The organism is Stutzerimonas chloritidismutans (assembly GCF_038562055.1).
Taxonomy (GTDB): Bacteria; Pseudomonadota; Gammaproteobacteria; order Pseudomonadales; family Pseudomonadaceae; genus Stutzerimonas; species Stutzerimonas chloritidismutans_A.
Genome location: NZ_JBCFXD010000003.1, coordinates 1 through 23,741, shown reverse-complemented (window position 1 = coordinate 23,741; position 23,741 = coordinate 1). Strand labels below are relative to the sequence as shown.

Sequence of the window (23,741 nt, the reverse complement as noted above, 5' to 3'; positions counted from 1 at the left end):
TTAATTTAGCCTGCCCGCAATCACATCATCCACGCTACTCGCCCGGCCGAAGCGCAGGCTAGCCTCATCCGTTGCAAGCAAATCAAAGTGAGCGGTGCCGCAGTCGATTTTCGCTTGCTCAATCGGGCGCAGGTCATCATTGAACAGGCTGCTTTTGGTTTCCACCACGAAGTAGAGGCGTTCGGCGCCGTCTTGCTCGACCAGTATTGCCCAGTCGGGGTTGTAGCTGCCGAGCGGGGTAGGGATGCGGAACCAGCCGGGCAGCTTTGCGTAAACCTTCACGGCGTCGTTGTGTTCGAGCGCTTGGGCGAAGTCTCGCTCGATGGCTGAGTCGTAGACCACATGCTCGTAGACGGATTTCTCGGTGTTGAGCAGCATGTTCTTTAAGTAGCCCGTCAGCTCCTGCTGCTCGAAAAGCTCCTGAGCGTAGAAGTTGTCGTCACCCAGTTTTACGTATCTGATGCCGTCTACCAGCGCCAGGCGCTTGCCGCGATTGATGATTTCGCCGGCCAGCTCAATGAACTGCTGGGGGTTGCGCTTGAAGTCGTCCAGGCGGTTGCTTTCCGTGAGGATGCGCACCAGGGTGCGGCGAGTCAGCTGCGTGCGATCCTGTAGGTCGGTCAGAATATCTGGCAGCTCGATGTCGCTTTCATCCAAGGTGACGGTGTAGGCACCTTTCTTCTCGTTGGCTTCCACCCCCGACTTGCCGATGGCCAGGTCCGCCTTGCGCCATTGCAGGCGAGGGCGGAACACGGCTGGAGCTTTCTGCAGGTTGTCGATACAGTCGCCGATCAGTTTTTCGTTATCGAAGTCAACGCGATAGGTGGTCTGGTGCTTGATCCGATCCCACAGGGCCTTGAACTCTTCACTCTGCAGCACTGCCTGGCGTGTCGGGACGGCGCGGCGCTCGTCAGCGTTCTTGATCTCCAGGCGGCCGGAGACTTTCTTTAGCAGCTCAACTATTTGTGAGCGCTGAGCCTCGAACTCCGGTGGTAGTTGAAGCAGGCCTTCTTTGAGTGCCTGCTTCAGTGAGTCTTGCACTTGGCCTTTGGCATTGACGTAATGCTGGGCTTTCAGGAAGTCCCAAAGAACCTTTGACTGATCAAAACCAAGCGGCTTGGACTCGCCATCAGCGCTGGTGATGGCAACAGCCGCGAACTGGTGTTCTTCGACGACGCCGAAGCGGATGCCGGTGTCTTCTTCGATCTCTTTCTGCAGGTTTTCAGCGAAGGTTTCGTAGTTCTCGGTGGCAATCACGGTGAGCGTGTTCACCTCGAAGCCACGCACCCGCTCGCCGCTCTGGTTGACGCATAGGCGCAGGCCGCGCCCTATGGTTTGCCGGCGTTCACGCTCGGATTGAATGTCACGCAGAGTGCAGATCTGGAACACGTTGGGGTTGTCCCAGCCTTCCTTGAGTGCCGAGTGGGAAAAGATGAACTTCAGCGGCGTGCTGAAGGTGAGCAGCTTTTCCTTGTCCTTCATGATCAGGTTGTAGGCGCGCTCAGCGTTTTCTCGGTTGCCGGCGTTATTCTCAGCGGTGTCAGACCAGCCGCCCTTTTTGTCGATGGAGAAGTAACCGTTATGCACCTCTTCAGCGCTGTGGTTGAAGTCGACCTCGCTGAACAGGCTTTGGTAGTCCGGGTGCTTGGCGAAACGTTTGTATTCTTCTTCGAAGATGGTCGCGTACACGCCTTTCACTGGATTGCCGTCAGCGTCGTACTGGCGATAACGCTCGACCGTATCGATGAAAAATAGCGACAGCACTTTGATGCCCATGGGGCGGAAGCGCTTTTCCTTGTCCAGGTGCTCCTTGATCGTGCGGCGGATCATTTCGCGCTGAATCGCCAACGGTTCCACGCCGCCATGGACCTCACCAATGCGCAGGTACTTCTCGCCACCTGGGTAGCGCAGCTCGACGAACTCCTCGCCTTTGGCGGTGTTGATTTCGCCGATGCGAAGATCTTTATAGACGGCGCGCTTGGTTGCCTGCTCCAGATCGTCGCCGTCGTAGACCGTGACCTCTTGGGTAGATACGCCACCTGTGGCTGTGCCCAGATCCAGCTCGACTTTGGCTGAAATCGTGCCGCGCTTGTTGCTGACCGCTACCAGCCGAACAAACGGTTTGTTGTGGGCATCCTCAATCGTTGCCGAGGCCACTTCGATCTGTTTGACCAGGCGGCGCTCGTAGGCGTCAACCGCGTCCAGCCGGTAGACCATGTGGTGTTTATCTACATGGGTTGCGGAATAGCGCAAGGTGCACAGCGGGTTCATGGCATCCAGTGCGGTCTTGCCGGCCCCTTTAAGGCCGCCATCGACGCTCTGTGGCTCGTCGACAATCAGGATCGGGCGGGTTGCCTTGATCAGGTCGATGGGCTTTTCGCCGCCGGTTTTTTCGCTGTCCTTGTAGAGGTTGTTGACGTCCTTCTTGTTGATCGCACCTACGGTCACCACCATGATCTGGATGGTTGAGCTGGTAGCAAAGTTGCGTACTTCGCCGAGCTTGTTCGAGTCGTACAGGAAGTAGTCGTAGGGCACGCCGGCATAAAGGCTTTTGAAGTGTTCCTCGGTGATCTGCAGGGACTTATAGACGCCTTCCTTGATCGCAACCGACGGCACCACGATGACGAACTTGGTAAAGCCGTAGCGTTTATTCAGCTCGAAGATGCTGCGCAGATAAACGTAGGTCTTCCCAGTACCTGTCTCCATTTCGACGGTAAAGTCGCCAGAGGTGAGCATGCCGGAAGGCGGTAGCCCACCGCGCAACTGGATGTCACTGAGGTTCTTGTGCAGTTCGTCGTCAAGCAGCGTCAGGCGGTTGCCGACGCCCAGGTCGGATTCAGCAATGCCTAGGGCGTACTGCTGTGGTGCGTCGCTCGGGTCGCTTTCGGCCGGGGCAGGGGCCTTCATGGTGACCGTGAACTCGGTACGGCACGCCTCCTGGCCACGGAACAGATCGCATACCGCTTCGATAGCCTGTAGTTGATAGTCGAGATCCGGCTCGAAGTGCAGTTTCATGTTCAATCCATTTTCAAGCTCGCCTTCAGGCAAGGGCGAGAATTCTGTCAGTTAGCCGCTCGACTCCCCCATGCTGCGAGGTGGCATGGGGAGTCAGATTCAGGGTGTCTTTCAGGCGCTCAGGGCTATGGGCTCGATCCAGCCTTTGCTTGCCAGTACATTTACGGCGATACCGATCTGGCGTGGCGTGAATTGCTTCTTGCGAGCGTTCCAGGCGTAGGTGCGGGCGACTACCTCGTCGACACTGGAAACAGGATCACCCTCTTTGACGATCCAGTGCACGGTCGCAAGCAGCTCCAAGCCGAAGGGCGTTTCAAAGCCTTCTACCAGCTCTCCGACCCGGTCAAATCGGGCGCGGGTTTCGGCATTCGCTTCCAGGAAGGCGTTAGCGTCATCGACTGCGCCAGGCACCAGCGTTAGGGGTTTGTCGGGTGCATCGCCGCCATCGGCATAGCCCGCTACCAAGTGACCTTCAATCGCGCGCAGTACGTGGCGAAGATTCTCGGCGTAAGGGCCATAGGCGGCTTGGACGTACTTGAGGCGCAGCGGCTCGCCCGCTGCCTGCATGAAGTACATCAGCTTGTGTACTTCCAGCAGGCTAATCGTCGGGTCAAGCAGGCCGCGCACATAGCGATTCATCAGTTCCACCAGTGCGGCGCGCCCAGCGGTCATGCTTGGTACTTCGCGGCTGTGGTGCATCGTGTCAGCAGCGGGGGCACCCTTGGGTTCGTAGACGCGCACGTGCACATCCGGCAGGTCGGCCATGGCTGCTTCAATACGCGGTCGCACCTCAGCCCAATCAAGCCCACCCAAACCGCTGCCCAACGGTGGGATGGCGATGGAGCGGATACCTCGGTTGTGAATCTCGGCCACCAGGGCACTGAGCCCTGCGTCTATGTCCTGCAGGCGGCTTTTGCCGCGCCAGTGGCGCTTGGTAGGGAAGTTAATGATGTAGCGTGGCAATGTGAGCTGGTTGGTTTCGAACACGAACATCCGGCCAGGCTGCACCTCTTCACGCTTGCAGGCCGCCGCGTATGCTTTGAAGTTCTCCGGCCACATATTTTTGAACTGCAAGGCAATGCCACGGCCCATTACACCGACACAGTTCACGGTGTTGATGATGGCTTCAGAGTCATCCCGCAGGATGTCTCCGCTGGTAAATTCGATCATGACTGGCTCTTCACTCAGTAATACCACTCAGGGCGCAGCTCGACCGTTGGTCTGTGCCCCTGTGCAGGCAGTGCATTCGCTACCTGCGTATAAATTTGCCGCGACTGTACACCGATGCGCTCGACCAGGTGCCATGGAAAGCTCTGTTCGAGCAGGAACTCTGCTTGCTTAGGCTCTTTGCACTGGTGCCAGATCCGCGCTGCTACAGCATCCCAATTGATCTCGTTCAGTTGTGCCAGATCTGCACGATCCTCAAAGTAGTTCGAGCCTGCATTGGACAATGTGAATGCCCAGCGCCTAGCTTGGACATTAGCCCACTGTACGGTCGCATGCAGGTCAGCCTCCAAATGTACGATAGGCCCTTGGCCGCCGTTGTAGGCAAGGTCTTGATGGCCCCGGCTGATCAGGAACAGCATCACCGAGCGCGGGCAGAAGTAGAACGGCACACATTCACCGACATGTAGGCCCGGATGACTATCTAGCTCCAGTTGCAGGCGACGCTGCTTAATGTGGTTCATACCAATGACAGTGCCTGGCAACGCCTGATTCAACAGTACCGCATCGGACAGCAAGCTGGCGCTGGCGATGATGGACGGCAAACGGTCCACATGACAGATGTGATAAATCTTGGGCTGCGCAGGCACGGCCATTTTACAGGCTCCGCACGTTCTTGATGCCGGCCTGGTTGAGGATGGCGGCCAGGTTGGTTTTGGCAATGTCGTCGGCAAAGGCGCTGTCACGGAACACGCAGGTGCTGTCGCTGGCTGGGGCTTGCGCCTTGTGCCATGCAACAATGCCCTGAGCCAGGTCTTCCACCTGATCGCGAGTAATTCGCTCCGCAAGGCAGGCCAGCAGGACGCCACCGCCGATGCTGTGCACCGTTTTGCCGGCGATCTGCTGCTGCTCGATGGGTACGCACAGGTCTAGACCGAGCTTCAGCAGCAGTTCGTAGAGAATGTCGGACTCGCTCCGGCCTTCAATAAGGTGATCCTGGTGATCAAGAAGGCTGCGTTCAATATCTTCTGGATTTTGATTCCAAGCCCGGATGTTGGAGAAGTCAAGTTTATAAACGCGGAAGCCAAGATCGCCCTGCTGGCTAGGAAATTCAGTGTTTACTCTGATTGCTGCTCTGCGTAAGCGTTCTTTTGTTATTTCAGAGAGTTTCATCTGAAAGCCTGATTCCAAACAAAACTCTGCAGCGTTTTTCTGGTCTTTGTTTTCTAGATCTAGTGGCTCGGGTAGCTGCACAAGTATGAACCGCCGGCGCTGATTGCCATCGGCGTTTGCAAGCATTACGCCGTGTCCGGTGGTACCTGATCCTGCAAAAAAATCTAAAACGACGTCGTTACCTGAAGAGAAGTACTCAACTATCTTCTTCATGTCCAAGTAGCTTTTAGGATTCTGAAAAATGCTCTTGCCATCAAAAATTTCTGCAAAATCTTGGCTTGCTTTTTGAGCATAGCTGAACTGCACGCTACGCATAACCTGATCGTTTTTCTCGAAAAGATTTCTTCGTACTGATGGGATGGTTGTTTCGTCTTCCCCAAAGGCTATATTGCCTGCGTCAATTTCTTCCTTCATGCGCTCGTAGGTTGGCCATACCCACCCCCTGCTTGGAATTTTACATGGCTTACCTGTTTTGATATGAGGAACTTTATAGCGAGGCCCGCCGCCGCCAGGCCAACTTGGATCTCCGTCATCTCGATATGGGCCGCGCTCATCAACTTTGGTAAATCTTGCTAGAGGAAGTCGAGGGTCATCCTCGCTAAATGTAGAATAGAATTTCTTTAGTTCCTCAGCAATTTTTTTCCAGTCGTCATTGAGTTCTTTTCTGAGTTTCTCAAAGATTTCTTTTACTTCATCTGCGCCTTCTTTTGGGGCGCGCAGCCGCACGTCAAGCTCTGTTAGTAGTGATTTATTTTTTCCATAAATCACCATGTATTCGTGTCCGTTGGATACAAGTTTCGCGTCGTTCTTTCTATTTTTGTCATAGACCAATACAGAAATGAAATTCTCTTCGCCGAAAATTTCGTTCATTATTTGGCGAAGGTGGCTTAGCTCGCGATCATTTATGCTAACCGCAATGTAGCCATCTGATTGAAGCAGATTTCTGGCTAGCTTGAGTCTAGGGTGGAGCATGTTTAACCATGCAGTATGGAATCGACCACTAGCTTCGGTGTTGCTGGTTATTTTTCTTCCGGACTCAACTTGTCCGGTTAGTTCTAGATAACTAGAGATACTATCTTCGAAATTATCTGGATAAACAAAGTCGTCACCAGTGTTGTATGGCGGATCGATATAGATCAGCTTGACCTTGCCCGCATAGCTCTTTTGCAGCAACTTTAGGACTTCGAGGTTATCGCCCTCGATCATCAGGTTTTGCGTACTGTCCCAGTCCACGCTTTCATCGGGGTAGGGCAGTAGCGTACCGGTGCTGGGCGTGAGCGCCAGTTGGCGTGCTGCGCGCTTGCCGTGCCAGTTCAGGCCGTACTTTTCGTCGGCGTCCGTTACGGTGGCGTCGCCGACTAGCTGTTTGAGCACGTCCTGGTTGATGGCCACGCCATTGGGGCCTTCGGTGATCAGCTCAGGGAACAAGGCTTTGAGTTTGTCGATGTTTTCGGCCTTGAGGTCGGCGCTGTGCGCTTCCGGCGACTGTGCGTCGATTATTTGCATGGTCATTCGCTATTTCCTTCACGATCTACCTGCATGTACGTGTTTGCAGGCGCGGTGTAATGCTGGCTGGCATGGTATTCCATTTCGACAGCCTTTTAAGGCTTGTTGGCCAGGTTTTGCTACTGGCTGAAACCATCGCCCTACAGTCTGGCTTGGGCTTCGCTGAGCGCTTGCTGTAGCTGCTTCAGTTGCAGGTTTAGCTCCACCTGACGGGCAATCTGCTGAGCCTTTTGCGCCTGGGCGCGCAATGTGGCGATCTGTCCTTGCAGCTCGATGCAGGCTTGCAGGGCTTGGCGTCTGGCAGTGGCATCAAGCGGGCTGTTGGCCGTGCGAAAACCTCCCGTATGCTGCGCTGCCTGTAGGGCCAGCAGGGTATCTATCCAGCCCTGATAAAAAACGCTCATGTCACTACGCGGTTGACGCTCCAGGCTTACCGCATCGAGAAGAGCTGTGGTGATCTGAGGGGAGGCTGGCACCGTAGCAGTGGTGATTTCACCATCGAGCACGGTCTTGCCGGCTTCGTTCTGAGCCCAACGTTTGTGGCTCAGGGAGAGCTGTACCGACTCCGGCGTGCTGATCATTAGTAGGGTTGGGTGAGGTATAGCGCGGTGCAGCAGTTCTATGAGCCTGGCTGGTCGAGCTGACGGGCGCAGGGTGAGGTGCAGCACGGCGACTTCCACGTATTCACGTTGGGTGTCGCGGTAAGCGGGTATGCCGCAATTGCCGGGCTTTAGCGCGGCAACCCACCGGACCTCTTCAATGCCTTCATTGATCTGCTGGCGATCCGTTGCTGTCGGAGCCAGATTATCGATCAGCAGCTTTTTGGATACGCGCTGATTGACCCGTGCCTGCTCAGGCAGTTGCAGGGCTGCAATGATGTCCTCGGCAACCACGGCTCACTCCTGGGGCAGTATGACCATGAAGGCGATCACTTCGAAGTCGTTGCTGCCGGCGAACTCGCCTTTCATCGCATGGCTACCGGCTGGGTTGAACAGGCTGGCAATGGCGCGCTCTTCGCTTTTGCCGGCTACAGATGACACTGCAGCTGCCAGCAGGCTCTGCGCATAGCGCATATCTTCGCCCTGCTTGGTGAGCTCATCGAACCGGTTGCCAGCGGTGGCATCAGGCAGTTCGCGGCCAAGGGCCAGGCGCTTGAGTCGATCCAGAATGCGCTTGGCCTGGGTGAAGGGCAGTAGCACGGTTTGATCTTCTGCCACATGGACGAGGTAGTGGGGCGCAAGTGGGTAGCCATCGCTAATCTTGTCGGCAGCTTCTCCCTCAGCACGCAGGCAAAAAATAATGCCGGGCGGTATGTCCTCGTCACGCGTTGTAGTAATGGCACAGGCACCCAGCGGCATGTTCTCCAACACCCCTGGATGGGCCTTGAGGTACTGGGCAAGGTCGATACGGAAGTCGGTGAGGGTGAGGTCGGTAATCGATACGCCACTGGACAGGTCTTCCAGGTCGATGACGGCATCCTGCAGCTTGAGCAGTTGCTTGCGGCGGTATTCCAGATCGTTCATCGCATCGCCGGACTGCGCTTCGATCAGGTTCTCTTCCCCGGTGGCAGATACGTCTAGCAGAACCATACGACCACTGACGCGTTGCTCCAGGTTGATGTATTCCTCCAGCTCCATATTGGGCCAGAAGTTGACCAACTGGATGTGCTGGTTGGGTGAACCGATACGGTCGATTCGACCAAAGCGCTGGATGATCCGCACCGGGTTCCAGTGGATGTCATAGTTGATCAGCCAGTCGCAGTCCTGCAGGTTTTGGCCTTCGGAAATGCAGTCGGTGGCAATCAGCAGATCCAGCTCGCCTTCCTCGGCCAGGTCGGCAGGACGCTCTTTCGAGCGTGGAGAGAAGGTCGTCAGTATGGATGCCAGATCGGTACGCAGGCCGGGGATCGTGGTTTGGTTGCGGCCGGAGCCGGTGACCAAGGCCGTTTGCACACCCAAGGTTTCATTGGCCCAGGAGGCGAGCTGGTCGTACAGGTAGCGTGCCGTGTCGGCAAAGGCGGTGAAGATGATGACCTTACGATTGCCTGGGTTGATCGGGCTCTGGCACTTCTCAGCGAGCATCTTGCGCAGCTCTGCCAGTTTGGCATCACGCTGGGGTTGTACTTGTTGTGCTGCAGATAGCAGCGTGGCCAGGCGATTGCGATCCTCCAGCAGATCTTGCTTCCAACGCACCAGGTCGACGTCACTCAGCAGCACCTTGACCTTGCGTCCGACCAACAGTGCTTCGAACGCTGGATCGTCGATGTCGACATCGGCGATATCGATTTCTTCAATTTCGTGGGCGTGTTGCTCGATACGTTCGAGCGTGCGTTCGACATCACTGAGTTGTCGTTCGAGGGTCAGCGCAAACGACGACACCGCACTTTCCATGCGCTTGAGGACGTTGATGCGCAGCAGGTGGATCAGGCTCTCCTCGCGGTCTGCCTGGCGGAAGAAGCTTTCGCCACCGCGGATCTCGGTGCTGTATTTGGCGTCGTAAGCCGCTTGTTTGTGCTGCAGGACGTAGCGCAGCGGCGCATAGCTTGCGAGGTTGAGCCGGCGAATCTCTTGGTTGATTTCACGAATGGCGCGAAATTGCCCAGCAGCATCCACGTCAGCTTTGATGTTGATCGGGGGCAGGCGTGTGGGGAAACGGCCGGTTTCGGTGGTGCCGTAGTACTTCTCGATATGCCGACGCGAGCGGGCGATGGTCAGCAGGTCGAGGAGGGTGAAGTAGTCGAAGCCGAGCATTTCGACCAGGCGCTCCGGGGTCTTCTCGCGCTCATCCAGATCCAGCCAGCGATTGAACTGCAGCTGGGCTTTGCGGGTGGTGGCTTCGATGCTGCTGATACCGTGTTCAAACAGGGCGTTGTCATCGCCCTCCGTCACGAACGCGATCTGGTTACGCAGGTCAGCCAGGCGATTGTTGACCGGGGTGGCGGACAGCATCAGGACTCGGGTTTTTACACCCTCGCGGATGATTCTGCGCATGAGGCGGTCGTAGCGTGTTTCCTGCCCTTGGCGCGGGGCTTTCTTGTTGCGGAAGTTATGCGACTCATCAATCACGACCAGGTCATAGTTGCCCCAGTTGATGTGGGACAAATCGAGGTCGCCGGAGAGCCCGGCCTCGCGAGAAAGGTCAGTGTGATTGAGGACGTCGTAGTTGAACCGGTCTGACGCCAGCACGTTGCGCCGGTCATTTGCCTTGTAGAGCGTCCAGTTGTCACGCAAGCGCTTTGGACACAGCACCAGCACACGGTCGTTGCGCAGTTCGTGGTATTTGATGACGGCAAGTGCTTCGAAGGTTTTACCCAGGCCCACACTGTCGGCAATGATGCAGCCGCCAAAGCGGTTGAGCTTGTCGATGGCCCCCACGACGCCATCGCGTTGAAATTTGAAGAGCTTGTTCCAGACCACCGTATTGCGGATGCCGGTGGCGGACTTCACAACGCGCTCTTCATCCAGCCCATCGTCCTTTTCTTTGAAGAGCTGATGGAGAACCAGGTTGTACAGTGTGGCCGGTGAGCGCTGCTCGGCAATTTCGCGCAGCGCATTCAGCAGCTCGGTTTTATCGCTGGGGCGGGTGTTCAGGGTTTGCCATTGGTTATCAAACCAAGGCGCAAACATGGCTGCTTCCTGGGGCGACTCGCTGGCCTGGATCAGGCTCATGGGATTGCCCGGCGTTATACCGAGGCCATCGGTGGTCAGGGCGAAGGAGCCCATGACCACCTGGTCGGGAGTGCCAGCAGCATCTCTCAGCAAACCGATACCTTGCGGAATGACTGAGCTTGCGCGCTTCAGTTCGACCTTGGCGTGCAGCCACTGGTGGCAGCGACGGGCCAGACTTCGGGCAATGAGGCGATTGCGTGTAGCGCGGTCCGCTTCACCGCCAAGCAACTCCAGGCTCTCGCTGCCGGATGGCAGGATCAGTTGGACCTTGTGGAGCTGGCCGAGGGATTTGGCCAGCTCAGAGAAAGCGAACAAGGACAGCGCCGGGGATGCACAGGCCAGCTGGTGATCCGGTTTCATTCGCTCATTGAGCAAATCGATAACTCGGTCTTGGCCAGCGTTCTGAATCAACCTCATTGCGTGCTCCCTTGCGCAGTGATTCACAGTTTGCGAGGCATCATAAACGGGTTTCTATGCGTGGCGCAGTGTCTGTATGGCAGCGCGCCAGCATGTGGTCAGCGGCTACTGCGTGGCATCTTTCTGTAAGACGGGTGTGATTAGGATGTCTGCACTGGCCTTCAAGTCGGGCCTTAGGAGTAGGCGAGGCACCGATTTCATCGACATGGTGGGCTTCGCTGAGCAGCGCATACGTTTGTGAATGGTTGAGGGTATATCCGGCGATAACGTCACGGGGTTTACCTTGCTGGTAGACGCGTCGCAGTAAAGGCAGAACTGGGACTCAGGTGGGCTGAGCAAATGGCAGGCTGTGCATTCAACGGCTTTCCCTCCCCAGACCTGTAGAGCTTTCAGCATGGTTCCCGCGATCAGCTCAGCTCGGCCCTGCGCAGTGTTGTCCTGCTCTGTGGCCGATTGCTCGACCGCGATTTGAAGCTGCCTGGCTCTATGGGCTTCGAGTGCAAGCAGCAATTCGGCTTTCTCTTTGTCGTGCTCAATTTGTCGGGCTTTCTCTGCAGCATCGCGCTCGGCCTGTTCGAGTTGCCACTGAGCATTCAGTTCGACCGCAAGTGACTGAAGCTTTTGCTGCGCGATTGCCGCGAGCCTTTCGCCGCGTATAGATCGGATCCAATTTCGGTTTTCTGGGTCGTGTAGAACAGCGTGCTCGAAGCTGGCCGGATCATTGATTTGCTCCAGTGTCAGGTGGTTGAGATCGATCTCCATGCTGGAGTGATCAAGGCCTTTGAGCAGGCGATAACGCTCATGCTCCATCCGTGAGGAGAGCTTGATTCGGATGATCAGTCGCCTATCGGATTGATGCAGGACGGCATGACCTCTCATGCCGTCCAAGTCGACGAACCGCTCAACGCTCTCTGCAGTGGTGACCACCGGCTGCAGCTCGACCTTTTCCTCCAGCAGCCGGCCACATTGTGTAGCCACTCTGACTGTTTCTATCAGCGCTGGGAGCATGAGCTGTTTGTGCTGAGCGATTAGCGCGACCGCAGCGCGTCTGACGCCTTCGCGGAAGCCATCAAAGCAGTCGTTCGATTTCGCATGGCGGAAGTGTGGAATGACTTTCTCGCCATTGTTGGCTGCGTTTAACGGCTGCTTACAGCCCGGGCATACGCAGCCACACCGAAGCCCGTTCTCGACCTCACGCGCCCGATAGAGAATGCCGTCACGCTCACCGAAAGGGATTTTGGTCTCGTGCATGCCCTTTGCTTAAGCCTTCCAGGTGGTTTGTGGCTTGAATGCAGGAACTTAGTCCAACCTGCTCTGAAAGTAACAATCGGAGTATGGTTTGTCATGAAAGTGTTGCGGTTGAGTGCGGTTATTCTCACTACGGGGCTCGCCAGATCAACAATCTATAAGCTCATTGGCTCAGGCGAGTTTCCTAGACCTGTGCCCCTCACTGGGCGATGTGTTGGCTGGATTGAATGCGAGGTAAACGCGTGGATCCAGTCGAGAATCGAAGAGCGCGGTAGGGTCTGATTGGCTCGGCCCTCCTAAGCAGCCATACCGTGGGTGAGCGTCTTGAAACACCCAAGGTTCAGGCCGGTGCCCTCAGTTGCCGGGAAACTACAAGATCAAGCTGCGCACAGCTGGCTATCAATTGGTCTCGGGTCGAGAATGAGCGGGTGGTTGTGCTGGTCGTGAGCGTGGGCAAGCGTGAGCGGGAAGCGGTTTACCAGTCAGCCAGGAAGCGTTAGTTGGCCGCGGGGCAAAAAAAATGGGGTATCCGGATTAAGTGGTAGATAGAGCTTCCTTGCCCCCTCGAACCCTTAATCCTCCCAGAAGGTTGATAGATCGACGCCGAAGTTCTTTTCGGGCTCGGGGAGGCCCATGCTGTAGGTCATTGTAGCCCTGCCCAGGAACGGGGATTCCTTGGTCTGCGGCGCCTTCTTCTTGTGCTTGGTGGTGTAGAGCATCCGGGCCCGCATCACCTCGAATGAGTAGCCTCGGCCATCGCGGTTCTTGTCCTTAGCCAGGCGGTTGATCGACTCCGTGAAGGCGTTGGTGATCGGGATGTCAGTCTCGAAGTAGGTCAGCATCTCTTCACGCCAGCCACTGACAGCACTGACGAGATCCTTCCAGGGGTCGTCTCAGAAAACGGAAAATAAAGCACGCTAAGGCGTAACTACCCTCGGCTACACCGCGTCGGCACCACGCGGCTCTTTCTCCCCTTGCAGCGAAGCAATCAGCGGGCAAGAAACGTTCCCTTGCCGCGCATGGCAGGCGAACACAAGTTCGGATAGCACGGTTTCCATGCGCGCCAGGTCGGTCATTTTTTCGCGCACGTCCTGAAGCTTGTGCTCGGCCAGGCTGCTGGCTTCCTCGCAGTGGGTGCCGTCATCCAGCCTCAGCAGCTCTGCGATCTCGTCGAGGCTGAATCCGAGCCGCTGGGCTGATTTCACGAAGCGCACCCGCGTCACATCCGCCTCGCCATAGCGGCGGATGCTGCCATAGGGCTTGTCCGGCTCCGGCAACAAGCCCTTGCGCTGATAGAACCGGATTGTTTCCACGTTGACCCCGGCCGCCTTGGCGAAAACGCCAATAGTCAGATTCTCCAAATTTTTTTCCATATCGCTTGACTCCGTACATTGGTACGGAAGTAAGCTTAAGCTATCCAATCCAGATTTGAAAGGACAAGCGTATGTCTGAACCTCAAAACGGGCGCGGGGCGCTCTTCACTGGCGGGCTAGCCGCCATCCTCGCCTCGGCTTGCTGCCTGGGGCCGCTGGTTCTGATCGCCCTGGGGTTCAGCGGCGCTTGGATCGGCAACTTGACGGTGTTGGAACCTTATCGCCCGATCTTCATCGGCGCGGCGTTGGTGGCGCTGTTTTTCGCCTGGCGGCGCATCTACCGACCGGCGCAAGCCTGCAAACCAGGGGATGTGTGTGCGATTCCCCAAGTGCGCGCTACTTACAAGCTCATTTTCTGGGTCGTGGCCGCGCTGGTTCTGGTCGCGCTCGGATTTCCCTACGTCATGCCATTTTTCTATTAATCACAGGAGTTCATCATGAAAAAACTGTTTGCCTCTCTCGCCATCGCTGCCGTTGTTGCCCCCGTGTGGGCCGCCACCCAGACCGTCACGCTGTCCGTACCGGGCATGACCTGCTCCGCTTGTCCGATCACCGTCAAGAAGGCGATTTCCAAGGTCGAAGGCGTCAGCAAAGTTAACGTGACCTTCGAGACACGCGAAGCGGTTGTCACCTTCGATGATGCCAAGACCAGCGTGCAGAAGCTGACCAAGGCCACCGAAGACGCAGGCTATCCGTCCAGCGTCAAGAAGTGAGGCACTGAAAACGGCAGCGCAGCACATCTGACGCCCTTGTCTGCTACCACAAACGAAAAAGGATCTGTCGCATGACCCATCTAAAAATCACCGGCATGACCTGCGACTCGTGCGCGGCGCACGTCAAGGAAGCGCTGGAAAAAGTACCCGGCGTCCAATCTGCCATAGTGTCCTATGCCAAGGGCGCGGCCCAGCTCGCCCTTGATCCAGGCACAGCGCCGGACGCACTGACCGCCGCCGTGGCTGGCCTGGGCTACAAAGCGATGCTCGCCGATGCCCCGCCGACCGACAACCGCACTGGGCTGTTCGACAAGGTGCGCGGCTGGATGGGTGCCGCCGACAAGGGCAGCGGCGGCGAGCGCCCGTTGCAAGTCGCCGTGATCGGCAGCGGTGGAGCCGCGATGGGGGCAGCACTGAAGGCCGTCGAGCAAGGCGCGCAGGTCACGCTGATTGAGCGCGGCACCATCGGCGGCACCTGCGTCAACGTCGGTTGTGTGCCGTCCAAGATCATGATCCGCGCCGCCCACATCGCCCATCTGCGCCGGGAAAGCCCATTCGACGGCGGCATGCCACCCACACCGCCGACGATCTTGCGCGAGCGGCTGCTGGCCCAGCAGCAGGCCCGTGTCGAAGAACTCCGTCATGCCAAGTACGAAGGCATCCTGGACGGCAATTCAGCCATCACCGTTCTGCACGGTGAAGCGCGTTTCAAGGACGACCAGAGCCTTATCGTTAGTTTGAACGAGGGTGGTGAGCGCGTCGTGATGTTCGACCGCTGCCTGGTCGCCACGGGTGCCAGTCCGGCCATGCCGCCGATTCCGGGCCTGAAAGAGTCACCCTACTGGACTTCGACCGAGGCCTTGGTCAGCGACACCATTCCCGAACGCCTGGCCGTCATCGGCTCGTCGGTGGTGGCGCTGGAACTGGCGCAAGCCTTCGCCCGGCTGGGTAGCCAGGTCACGATCCTTGCGCGCAGCACGCTGTTCTTCCGCGAAGACCCTGCCATCGGCGAGGCCGTCACAGCCGCCTTCCGTGCCGAAGGAATCAAGGTACTGGAACATACGCAAGCCAGCCAAGTCGCCCATGTGGACGGCGAATTCGTGCTGACCACTGGACAGGGCGAAGTGCGCGCCGACAAGCTGCTGGTCGCCACCGGCCGGACACCGAACACGCGCAGCCTGGCATTGGAAGCGGCGGGGGTAGCCGTCAATGCGCAGGGGGCCATCGTCATCGACAAGGGCATGCGCACCAGTAGCCCGAACATCTACGCGGCCGGCGACTGCACCGACCAGCCGCAGTTCGTCTATGTGGCGGCAGCGGCCGGCACTCGTGCGGCCATTAACATGACCGGCGGCGACGCCGCCATCAATCTGACCGCGATGCCGGCCGTGGTGTTCACCGACCCGCAAGTGGCGACCGTGGGCTACAGCGAGGCGGAAGCGCACCACGATGGCATCGAAACCGACAGCCGCACGCTGACGCTCGACAACGTGCCGCGTGCGCTCGCCAACTTCGATACCCGCGGCTTCATCAAGCTGGTCATCGAGGAAGGCAGCGGACGGCTGATTGGCGTACAGGTGGTGGCCCCGGAAGCGGGCGAACTGATCCAGACGGCTGTTCTCGCCATTCGCAACCGCATGACGGTGCAGGAACTAGCCGACCAGTTGTTCCCCTACCTAACGATGGTCGAGGGCTTGAAGCTCGCGGCGCAGACCTTCAGCAAGGACGTGAAGCAACTGTCCTGCTGCGCCGGATAAGGAAAAGGAGGTGTTCGATGAACGCCTACACAGTGTCCCGACTGGCCCTTGAGGCCGGGGTGAGCGTGCATATCGTGCGCGACTACCTGCTGCGCGGATTGCTGCGGCCAGTCGCCTGCACCACGGGCGGCTACGGCTTGTTCGATGACGCCGCCTTGCAGCGGCTGTGCTTTGTGCGGGCCGCTTTTGAGGCGGGCATCGGCCTGGACGCATTGGCGCGGTTGTGCCGGGCGCTGGATGCGGCGGACTGCGATGAAACAGCCGCACAGCTTGCCGTGCTGAGTCAGTTCGTCGAACGCCGACGCGAAGCGTTGGCCGATCTGGAAGTGCAGTTGGCCGCGATGCCGACCGCGCCGGCCCAGCAAGCGGAGAGTCTGCCATGAACAGCCCCGAGCGCTTGCCGACCGAGACACACAAGCCGTTCACCGGCTACCTGTGGGGTGCGCTGGCGGTGCTCACCTGTCCCTGTCATTTGCCGATTCTCGCCATTGTGCTGGCCGGCACGACGGCCGGCGCGTTCATCGGCGAGCACTGGGGTATTGCAGCCCTCACGCTGACCGGCTTGTTTGTCCTGTCTGTGACGCGGCTGCTGCGGGCCTTCAGAGGTCGATCATGAGCGCTTCCCAGCCAATTGAATGGACAGTGGCGCAACTGGCGCAGGCGGTCGAGCGCGGGCAGCTTGAGCTGCACTACCAGCCGATTGTCGATTTGCGCAGTGAGCAGATTGTCGGCGCGGAAGCCCTGTTGCGCTGGCGTCATCCGACGCTCGGACTGTTGCCGCCGGGCCAGTTCCTGCCCGTGATCGAATCGTCCGGCCTGATGCCGGAAATCGGCGCATGGGTGCTGGGCGCAGCCTGCCGTCAAATGCGCGACTGGCGGGTGCTGGCATGGCAACCGTTCCGGCTGGCCGTCAATGTTTCGGCGAGCCAAGTGGGGCCAGATTTCGACAAGTGGGTAAAGGGCGTGCTGGCCGATGCCGGGTTGCCCGCCGCGTATCTTGAAATTGAGCTGACCGAATCGGTTGCGTTCGGTGATCCGGCGATCTTCCCCGCCCTGGAAGCTTTGCGACAGATCGGTGTGCGCTTCGCCGCCGACGACTTCGGCACCGGCTATTCCTGCCTGCAACACCTGAAATGCTGCCCCATCAGCACGCTCAAGATCGACCAATCGTTTGTCGCCGGACTCGCCAACGACCACCGCGACCAGACCATCGTGCGCACCGTGATTCAGCTTGCGCATGGGCTTGGCATGGAAGTAGTGGCCGAAGGCGTGGAAACATCGGCGAGTCTTGATTTGTTGCGACAAGCGGACTGCGACACAGGACAAGGCTTCCTGTTCGCCAAGCCGATGCCGGCGGCGGCATTCGCCGTCTTCGTCAGTCAATGGAGGGGTGCCACCATGAATGCAAATGATCCGACTGCCACCAGTTGCTGCGTGTGCTGCAAGGAAATCCCGCTCGATGCCGCCTTCACCCCGGAAGGCGCGGAATACGTCGAGCACTTCTGCGGGCTGGAGTGCTATCAGCGCTTCCAGGCGCGCGCCAAGACCGGGAGCGAAACCGATGCCGATCCGAACGCCTGCGACTCATCACTGTCAGACTGAGGCATACCCTATCCTGATGTCAGGATAGACCACTCTGCAACGTCAGAATAGAGTTAGCTTTCGCGTTTATTGACACCTGCGACTAAAAGTCATAGAGTTCTTCCTGACATTTTGAGGTTGGGAGGCATCTTGCAGGGTCAACGCATTGGCTACGTCCGGGTCAGCAGCTTCGACCAGAACCTGGAACGGCAATTGGAGCAGGTCGAAGTTGGCAGGGTGTTCACCGACAAGGCATCGGGCAAGGACACCCAGCGGCCTGAACTCGACTCGCTGCTGGCCTTCGTGCGCGAAGGCGACACCGTGGTGGTGCACAGCATGGATCGGCTGGCGCGCAACCTCGATGACCTGCGCCGCCTCGTACAAAAACTGACCAAGCGCGGCGTACGCATCGAGTTCGTCAAGGAAAGCCTGACCTTCACCGGCGAGGACTCACCGATGGCAAACCTGATGTTGTCGGTGATGGGGGCATTCGCCGAATTCGAGCGGGCCTTGATCCGTGAGCGGCAGCGCGAAGGCATCGCGCTCGCTAAGCAACGCGGAGCCTACCGAGGCCGAAAGAAGTCTCTGAGCGGTGAACAGATTGCTGAACTGAAACGGCGCGTCACGGCGGGCGAGCAAAAAGCGAAGCTGGCCCGTGAATTTGGTGTCAGCCGGGAGACCCTGTATCAATACTTGAAATTGGATCAATAAATATGCCTCGTCGTTCCATACTGTCCGCCGCCGAGCGGGAAAGCCTGTTGGCGTTGCCGGACACCAAGGACGACCTAATTCGACATTACACGTTCAGCGATACCGATCTCTCCATCATCCGCCAGCGGCGCGGGCCTGCGAATCGCTTGGGCTTTGCCGTGCAGCTCTGCTACCTGCGCTTTCCCGGCGTCATCCTTGGGGTCGATCAGCCGCCGTTCCCGCCCTTGTTGAAGCTGGTCGCCGACCAACTCAAGGTCGGCGTCGAAAGCTGGGATGAGTACGGGCAGCGGGAGCAGACCCGGCGCGAGCACCTGGTCGAGCTGCAAACGGTGTTTGGCTTCCAGCCGTTCACCATGAGCCACTACCGGCAGGCCGTGCACACGCTGACCGACCTGGCCATGCAAACCGACAAAGGCATCGTGCTGGCTAGCACCTTGGTTGAGCATCTGCGGCGACAGTCGATCATCCTGCCCGCGCTCAACGCCATCGAGCGCGCTAGCGCCGAGGCCATCACTCGCGCCAACCGGCGCATCTATGACGCCTTGGCCGAACCACTGTCGGACACGCATCGCCGCCGCCTCGACGATCTGCTCAGGCGCCGGGACAACGGCAAGACGACCTGGCTGGCCTGGCTGCGCCAGTCGCCGGTTAAACCGAACTCGCGGCACATGCTGGAACACATCGAACGCCTCAAGGCGTGGCAGGCGCTCGATCTGCCTTCCGGTATCGAGCGGTCGGTGCACCAGAACCGCCTGCTCAAGATCGCCCGTGAGGGTGGCCAGATGACGCCCGCCGACTTAGCCAAGTTCGAGCCGCAACGGCGCTACGCCACCCTCGTGGCGCTGGCCATCGAGGGCATGGCCACGGTCACCGACGAAATCATCGACTTGCACGACCGCATCCTGGGCAAGCTGTTCAACGCCGCCAAGAACAAGCATCAGCAGCAGTTTCAGGCATCCGGCAAGGCGATCAACGCCAAGGTGCGGCTGTTCGGGCGCATCGGCCAGGCGCTGATCGAGGCCAAGCAAGCTGGCCGCGATCCGTTCGCCGCCATCGAGGCCGTCATGTCCTGGGATGCCTTCGCCGAAAGCGTCACCGAGGCGCAGAAGCTCGCTCAGCCCGATGACTTCGATTTCCTGCACCGCATCGGCGAAAGTTACGCCACCTTGCGCCGCTACGCGCCGGAATTCCTTGCCGTGCTCAAGCTGCGGGCCGCACCCGCCGCCAAGAACGTGCTCGATGCCATCGAGGTACTGCGTGGCATGAACACCGACAACGCCCGCAAGGTGCCCGCTGATGCCCTGACCGATTTCATCAAGCCGCGCTGGCAGAAGCTGGTGATGACTGACGCGGGTATCGACCGGCGCTACTACGAACTGTGCGCGCTGTCGGAGCTGAAGAACTCGCTGCGCTCGGGCGATATCTGGGTGCAGGGGTCGCGCCAATTCAAGGACTTCGAGGACTACCTGGTGCCGCCTGAGAAATTCGCCAATCTCAAGCAGTCCAGTGAATTGCCGCTGGCCGTGACCACCGACTGCGACCAGTACCTGCACGACCGCCTGACGCTGCTTGAAGCGCAGCTTGCCACGGTCAACCGCATGGCAGCGGCCAACGACCTGCCGGATGCGATCATCACCGAGTCGGGCCTGAAGATCACGCCGCTGGATGCGGCGGTACCCGACACCGCGCAGGCGCTGATCGACCAGACAGCCATGATCCTGCCACACGTCAAGATCACCGAACTGCTGCTCGAAGTCGATGAGTGGACGGACTTCACCCGCCATTTCACACACCTGAAATCGGGCGACCTGGCCAAGGACAAAAACCTGCTGCTGACCACCATCCTGGCCGACGCGATCAACCTGGGCCTGACCAAGATGGCCGAGTCCTGCCCCGGCATGACCTACGCCAAGCTCGCCTGGCTGCAAGCCTGGCATACCCGCGACGAAACCTATTCGACAGCGCTGGCTGAATTGGTGAACGCCCAATGCCGGCATCTCTTCGCCGAACATTGGGGTGACGGCACCACGTCATCGTCGGACGGCCAGAACTTCCGAACCGGGAGCAAGGCCGAGAGTACCGGCCACATCAACCCGAAATATGGCAGCAGCCCTGGGCGAACCTTCTACACCCATATATCCGACCAGTACGCGCCGTTCCACACCAAGGTGGTTAATGTCGGCGTGCGCGACTCGACCTATGTACTCGACGGCCTGCTGTACCACGAGTCCGACCTGCGCATCGAGGAACACTACACCGACACGGCGGGCTTCACCGATCATGTCTTCGCCCTGATGCACCTGCTGGGCTTCCGCTTCGCGCCGCGCATCCGCGACCTGGGTGACACCAAGCTGTTCATCCCCAAGGGGGATACCGCCTATGATGCGCTCAAACCGATGATTAGCAGCGACAAGCTGAACATCAAGGCTATTCGTGCCCACTGGGATGAAATTCTGCGGCTGGCGACCTCGATCAAGCAGGGCACGGTGACAGCCTCGCTGATGCTTCGGAAACTCGGCAGCTATCCGCGCCAGAACGGCTTAGCCATCGCCCTGCGCGAGCTGGGGCGCATCGAACGCACGCTGTTCATCCTGGACTGGTTGCAAAGCGTGGAGCTGCGCCGCCGCGTCCACGCTGGACTGAACAAGGGCGAAGCGCGCAACGCGCTGGCCCGCGCCGTATTCTTCAACCGTCTGGGCGAAATCCGCGACCGCAGCTTCGAGCAGCAGCGCTACCGGGCCAGCGGCCTCAACCTGGTGACGGCGGCCGTCGTGTTGTGGAACACGGTCTATCTGGAGCGCGCAGCACATGCGTTGCGTGGCAACGGGCATGCTGTCGATGACGCGCTATTGCAATACCTGTCGCCGCTCGGCTGGGAACACATCAACCTGACCGGCGATTACCTCTGGCGCAGCAGCGCCAAGATCGGCGCGGGCAAGTTCAGGCCGCTACGACCGTTGCAACCGGCTTAGCGTGCTTTATTTTCCGTTTTCTGAGGCGACCCCTTCCAGACCTCCTTCTGCCCTTGTGGGATGCCGTCAATCCAGGAAGCTAGAGCCTTCTCTGCATCACGTCGGTTGGTGCAGTCCCAGATGTGGAAGAACCGCTCCTTGTGCTCGTAGGCCGCCAGGAGATGGGGGAAGCCCCCGGTCCAGGTCTCCATGATGAGCCGTTCGTAGTCTGAGACGTCGTGAGCCCGCTTCAGGAGTATCTTCCGGTCTCCTTTGAGAGTTCGACGCTGACCGATTGTCAACTCCTTCCTGAGGCCTTTGCGGATCTTCTCCAAGGCCTCATTGGCCATCCGCACGACGTGGAACTTATCGACCACGATGCGGGCCTGAGGCAGCACCGCTTGGACGGCACGACGGTAGGGCTTCCACATGTCCATGCTGACGATCTCCACCTGATGGCGGTCGGTCATGCACATGAGGCGCCTTGTCACCGCCTCCAGCTGGCGACCAGGCAGCAGATCCAGCAGGGTACGTTCCTCCAGGTTGGTCAGAATGCAGCGGTAGCGGCGGTTCAGATACAGTTCGTCGATCCCCAGGCAACGGGGTGTCTCGAAGCGGTGCCAGGCCGCCAGGAGCTCGGCCTTCTTCTTGAAGATTTCGCGGACGGTCTTCTCGTCGAGGCCCGTGGTGTCAGCCACGTAGGCGTAGGGGTGGTTGAAAGCCTCCTTTTCAACGTGATTGTAAAGCCTCCGTGTCATGCGGTGGTTGTCCGCCATTTTCGGTAGCTCAGGCCGGAACGTCTTCCCGCACGCCCGGCAGGTATAGCGACGACGGACCACCCAGAGCGTAACCCGCTTTCCGTGAATAGGCATGTCACGGTAAGCCACGTCGCGCTTCCCGAACCTGACGAACTCACCTTCTACGCCGCATTCCTCGCAAGCAAGAGGAGTTTTAGCTTCCACTTGGAAATGAAAGTCATGCTCGCTCTCTGTAATATCACAAACGTTATACTCATGAAGGTGCAATATATTGACAGGTAGATTAGTCATCAAACATTCTTCAGTCGTTTTTCTGGAGCTTTTCAGCCTGGTGCGAGAATCTTGGCCGCAATAGGTGAGGTGATCATCTGGATCACTGCAAAAAATGCGGCTGGAATCGCTATTTCTAATGGCATACCGGATGCGACCACAAAAGCAGCAGCAATGCTGAATTCCTTTTTACTCACGGTTTAGCAAACAACTCAATGGCTTTACCCAGGACGCGCCTATTCCGGAAGTCAAGCATGCGATAGCGAAGACGCTAGGCGATTCAGCGGCGGCGGCTGCCTGGTTGATGTCGTATTTCCGCCCAAATAAAGAGGGCGACACCGAGGAAGATCCATACGTCCGCTAGGTTGAACGATGGCCAGTGCCACTGGGCATAGTGAAAATCGAGAAAATCCTCTACGTAGCCTAACCGCAAGCGATCTGCGACATTGCCCAACGCGCCGCCGAGGATCGCACTGAGGGCGAGCCGATAACTCAGTACGCGTGGTGAACGCCAAAGCCAGTACACCAGTAATATCGAGATAACCAGGGCCAGTCCGATGAAAAGCGGCTGCTGCCAACCGCCGACATCGGCGAGAAAGCTGAAGGCCGCCCCCGTATTGTGGCGGTGGACCCAATTGAAGAAGGGTGCGGCAGGCACGCTTTCACCATGCGCTAGCATGGTGCTGGCAAGGTACTTGCTCGCCTGATCGACAAACAGTAACAGGAGCGAGAGCCACAGCCAGCGCATCGCCTTTCCCGGCTCGTGGGCTTTCTCTGCGAGCCGACTGCCATAAGTAGACATATCCCCTTCCTCCTGACCCAATCTAGAATTTGCTCGCTGCTAAATAACAAGCGTCATGTACCCAACCGATGATGCCGACGAATTCGACGGAGCAGGAGCAGGCCGAGTCCGAGTGCGGTCAGGCCAAGGACAGGCCAATCCCGCCAGCGCACATAAGGGGGCGCGCCAGTTCGCGGTGTCACTTCGGCGCTGAGGGTGGCCACTTCGAACTGCGGAGCACGCTTGAGCACTTTGCCCTCATGATTGATGGCTGCTGTGATACCGGTGTTCGTGGCTCGAAGAAGGTCTCGGCCGGTTTCGATGGCACGCATGCGTGCCATCTGGAAGTGCTGGAAAGGGCCGAGCGAGCTGCCGAACCAGGCATCGTTACTGACATTCACCAGTAACTGCGCTTCGGGCAGAAGTTCTGTGACTTCGGCACCAAAGACCGCCTCGTAGCAGATGAGTGCCCCTACGGGCACCCCTGCTGCATTCAGGACGTGCGCTTCCCGTCCCGGTGTGAAGTCGGACATGGGCGCCCCGAGCACGTCGAGGGCCGACCCCAAAAGATCCCGAAACGGAACATATTCACCGAAGGGCACCAGGTGGCGTTTGTAGTAGAAGCCTGAGGGATCGGAGAGGCTTACCACGGCGT

20 protein-coding genes and 2 pseudogenes are annotated in these 23,741 nt (G+C 58.5%); 9 read left to right on the top strand and 13 right to left on the bottom strand.

The genetic code is table 11. The annotated features are described in order from the left end of the window. The 7 genes from AAGW23_RS06700 to AAGW23_RS06670 all read right to left on the bottom strand — a co-directional run bounded on the left by AAGW23_RS06700 (nucleotide 1) and on the right by AAGW23_RS06670 (nucleotide 11,951). Entirely contained in the window at nucleotides 1–3,015 is a 3,015-nt protein-coding gene (locus AAGW23_RS06700; RefSeq protein WP_342405660.1) for a type III restriction-modification system endonuclease, read from the bottom strand. A 111-nt stretch (nucleotides 3,016–3,126) separates the two neighbouring features. Then, nucleotides 3,127–4,185 (bottom strand): type II toxin-antitoxin system antitoxin DNA ADP-ribosyl glycohydrolase DarG, encoded by a 1,059-nt coding sequence (gene darG, locus AAGW23_RS06695; RefSeq protein ID WP_342405659.1) that lies wholly within the window; start codon nucleotides 4,183–4,185, stop codon nucleotides 3,127–3,129. Nucleotides 4,186–4,199: 14 nt separating this feature from the next. Next, nucleotides 4,200–4,835, bottom strand: coding sequence for a type II toxin-antitoxin system toxin DNA ADP-ribosyl transferase DarT (darT, locus tag AAGW23_RS06690; protein ID WP_342405658.1), 636 nt, complete (start codon nucleotides 4,833–4,835; stop codon nucleotides 4,200–4,202). Between the two features lies 1 nt (nucleotide 4,836). Next, complete coding sequence (locus AAGW23_RS06685) at nucleotides 4,837–6,864, bottom strand: site-specific DNA-methyltransferase (protein WP_342405657.1); 2,028 nt, start codon at nucleotides 6,862–6,864, stop codon at nucleotides 4,837–4,839. A 134-nt stretch (nucleotides 6,865–6,998) separates the two neighbouring features. Then, the gene (locus AAGW23_RS06680) at nucleotides 6,999–7,751 is read right to left on the bottom strand and encodes a DUF4391 domain-containing protein (RefSeq protein WP_342405656.1); all 753 of its coding nucleotides are present in this window, start codon (nucleotides 7,749–7,751) and stop codon (nucleotides 6,999–7,001) included. 3 nt (nucleotides 7,752–7,754) lie between these two features. Further along, nucleotides 7,755–10,943 (bottom strand): helicase-related protein, encoded by a 3,189-nt coding sequence (locus tag AAGW23_RS06675; RefSeq protein ID WP_342405654.1) that lies wholly within the window; start codon nucleotides 10,941–10,943, stop codon nucleotides 7,755–7,757. A gap of 105 nt (nucleotides 10,944–11,048) precedes the next feature. Beyond that, the gene (locus AAGW23_RS06670; protein ID WP_342405653.1) at nucleotides 11,049–11,951 is read right to left on the bottom strand and encodes a hypothetical protein; all 903 of its coding nucleotides are present in this window, start codon (nucleotides 11,949–11,951) and stop codon (nucleotides 11,049–11,051) included. A gap of 336 nt (nucleotides 11,952–12,287) precedes the next feature. On the opposite strand from AAGW23_RS06670, the gene AAGW23_RS06665 reads away from it, so the two are divergent. Continuing rightward, nucleotides 12,288–12,473 carry a helix-turn-helix transcriptional regulator gene (locus AAGW23_RS06665; protein ID WP_138487292.1) on the top strand — a complete coding sequence of 62 codons (186 nt, stop codon included), beginning with the start codon at nucleotides 12,288–12,290 and terminating at the stop codon, nucleotides 12,471–12,473. Between the two features lie 290 nt (nucleotides 12,474–12,763). Here the strand turns inward: AAGW23_RS06665 and AAGW23_RS06660 are convergent. Together AAGW23_RS06660 and AAGW23_RS06655 are read right to left on the bottom strand one after the other, a co-directional pair. Beyond that, nucleotides 12,764–13,075: pseudogene (locus tag AAGW23_RS06660) on the bottom strand (transposase); the annotation flags it as partial. A 54-nt stretch (nucleotides 13,076–13,129) separates the two neighbouring features. After that, a complete protein-coding gene (locus AAGW23_RS06655) occupies nucleotides 13,130–13,564 on the bottom strand; it encodes a mercury resistance transcriptional regulator MerR (protein WP_000414383.1) in 435 nt (144 codons plus the stop codon). Nucleotides 13,565–13,635: 71 nt separating this feature from the next. Between AAGW23_RS06655 and AAGW23_RS06650 the strand changes: the two genes are divergently transcribed. The 8 genes from AAGW23_RS06650 (at nucleotide 13,636) to AAGW23_RS06615 (ending at nucleotide 21,298) form a co-directional block, all read left to right on the top strand. Then, the gene (locus AAGW23_RS06650; protein WP_001294666.1) at nucleotides 13,636–13,986 is read left to right on the top strand and encodes a mercuric transport protein MerT; all 351 of its coding nucleotides are present in this window, start codon (nucleotides 13,636–13,638) and stop codon (nucleotides 13,984–13,986) included. A gap of 15 nt (nucleotides 13,987–14,001) precedes the next feature. Beyond that, entirely contained in the window at nucleotides 14,002–14,277 is a 276-nt protein-coding gene (gene merP, locus AAGW23_RS06645; protein ID WP_000732290.1) for a mercury resistance system periplasmic binding protein MerP, read from the top strand. Nucleotides 14,278–14,348: 71 nt separating this feature from the next. Continuing rightward, nucleotides 14,349–16,034 (top strand): mercury(II) reductase, encoded by a 1,686-nt coding sequence (merA, locus tag AAGW23_RS06640; protein ID WP_342405633.1) that lies wholly within the window; start codon nucleotides 14,349–14,351, stop codon nucleotides 16,032–16,034. Nucleotides 16,035–16,051: 17 nt separating this feature from the next. Beyond that, on the top strand, nucleotides 16,052–16,417 hold the full coding sequence (gene merD, locus AAGW23_RS06635; RefSeq protein ID WP_003090698.1) for a mercury resistance co-regulator MerD: 366 nt from the start codon (nucleotides 16,052–16,054) through the stop codon (nucleotides 16,415–16,417). After that, complete coding sequence (merE, locus tag AAGW23_RS06630) at nucleotides 16,414–16,650, top strand: broad-spectrum mercury transporter MerE (RefSeq protein ID WP_003090697.1); 237 nt, start codon at nucleotides 16,414–16,416, stop codon at nucleotides 16,648–16,650. The genes merD and merE overlap by 4 nt, the downstream gene beginning before the upstream one ends. A gap of 26 nt (nucleotides 16,651–16,676) precedes the next feature. Then, entirely contained in the window at nucleotides 16,677–17,636 is a 960-nt protein-coding gene (locus AAGW23_RS06625) for a DUF3330 domain-containing protein (protein WP_003090696.1), read from the top strand. A 129-nt stretch (nucleotides 17,637–17,765) separates the two neighbouring features. Further along, the gene (locus AAGW23_RS06620; protein ID WP_342405523.1) at nucleotides 17,766–18,326 is read left to right on the top strand and encodes a recombinase family protein; all 561 of its coding nucleotides are present in this window, start codon (nucleotides 17,766–17,768) and stop codon (nucleotides 18,324–18,326) included. A 2-nt stretch (nucleotides 18,327–18,328) separates the two neighbouring features. Beyond that, nucleotides 18,329–21,298: a Tn3 family transposase gene (locus tag AAGW23_RS06615; protein WP_342405521.1), complete on the top strand. Its 2,970-nt coding sequence runs from the start codon at nucleotides 18,329–18,331 to the stop codon at nucleotides 21,296–21,298. 35 nt (nucleotides 21,299–21,333) lie between these two features. On the opposite strand, the pseudogene AAGW23_RS06610 reads toward AAGW23_RS06615, so the two are convergent. The 4 genes and pseudogenes from AAGW23_RS06610 to lnt all read right to left on the bottom strand — a co-directional run. After that, a pseudogene (locus AAGW23_RS06610) lies at nucleotides 21,334–22,326 on the bottom strand (ISL3 family transposase); the annotation flags it as partial. Nucleotides 22,327–22,358: 32 nt separating this feature from the next. Next, the gene (locus tag AAGW23_RS06605; protein WP_342405520.1) at nucleotides 22,359–22,502 is read right to left on the bottom strand and encodes a hypothetical protein; all 144 of its coding nucleotides are present in this window, start codon (nucleotides 22,500–22,502) and stop codon (nucleotides 22,359–22,361) included. A gap of 83 nt (nucleotides 22,503–22,585) precedes the next feature. Further along, nucleotides 22,586–23,053, bottom strand: coding sequence for a signal peptidase II (gene lspA, locus AAGW23_RS06600; RefSeq protein ID WP_028697018.1), 468 nt, complete (start codon nucleotides 23,051–23,053; stop codon nucleotides 22,586–22,588). A gap of 107 nt (nucleotides 23,054–23,160) precedes the next feature. After that, nucleotides 23,161–23,741 (bottom strand): apolipoprotein N-acyltransferase (lnt, locus tag AAGW23_RS06595; protein WP_342405519.1); only part of this gene is annotated, 581 nt, incomplete at its 5' end.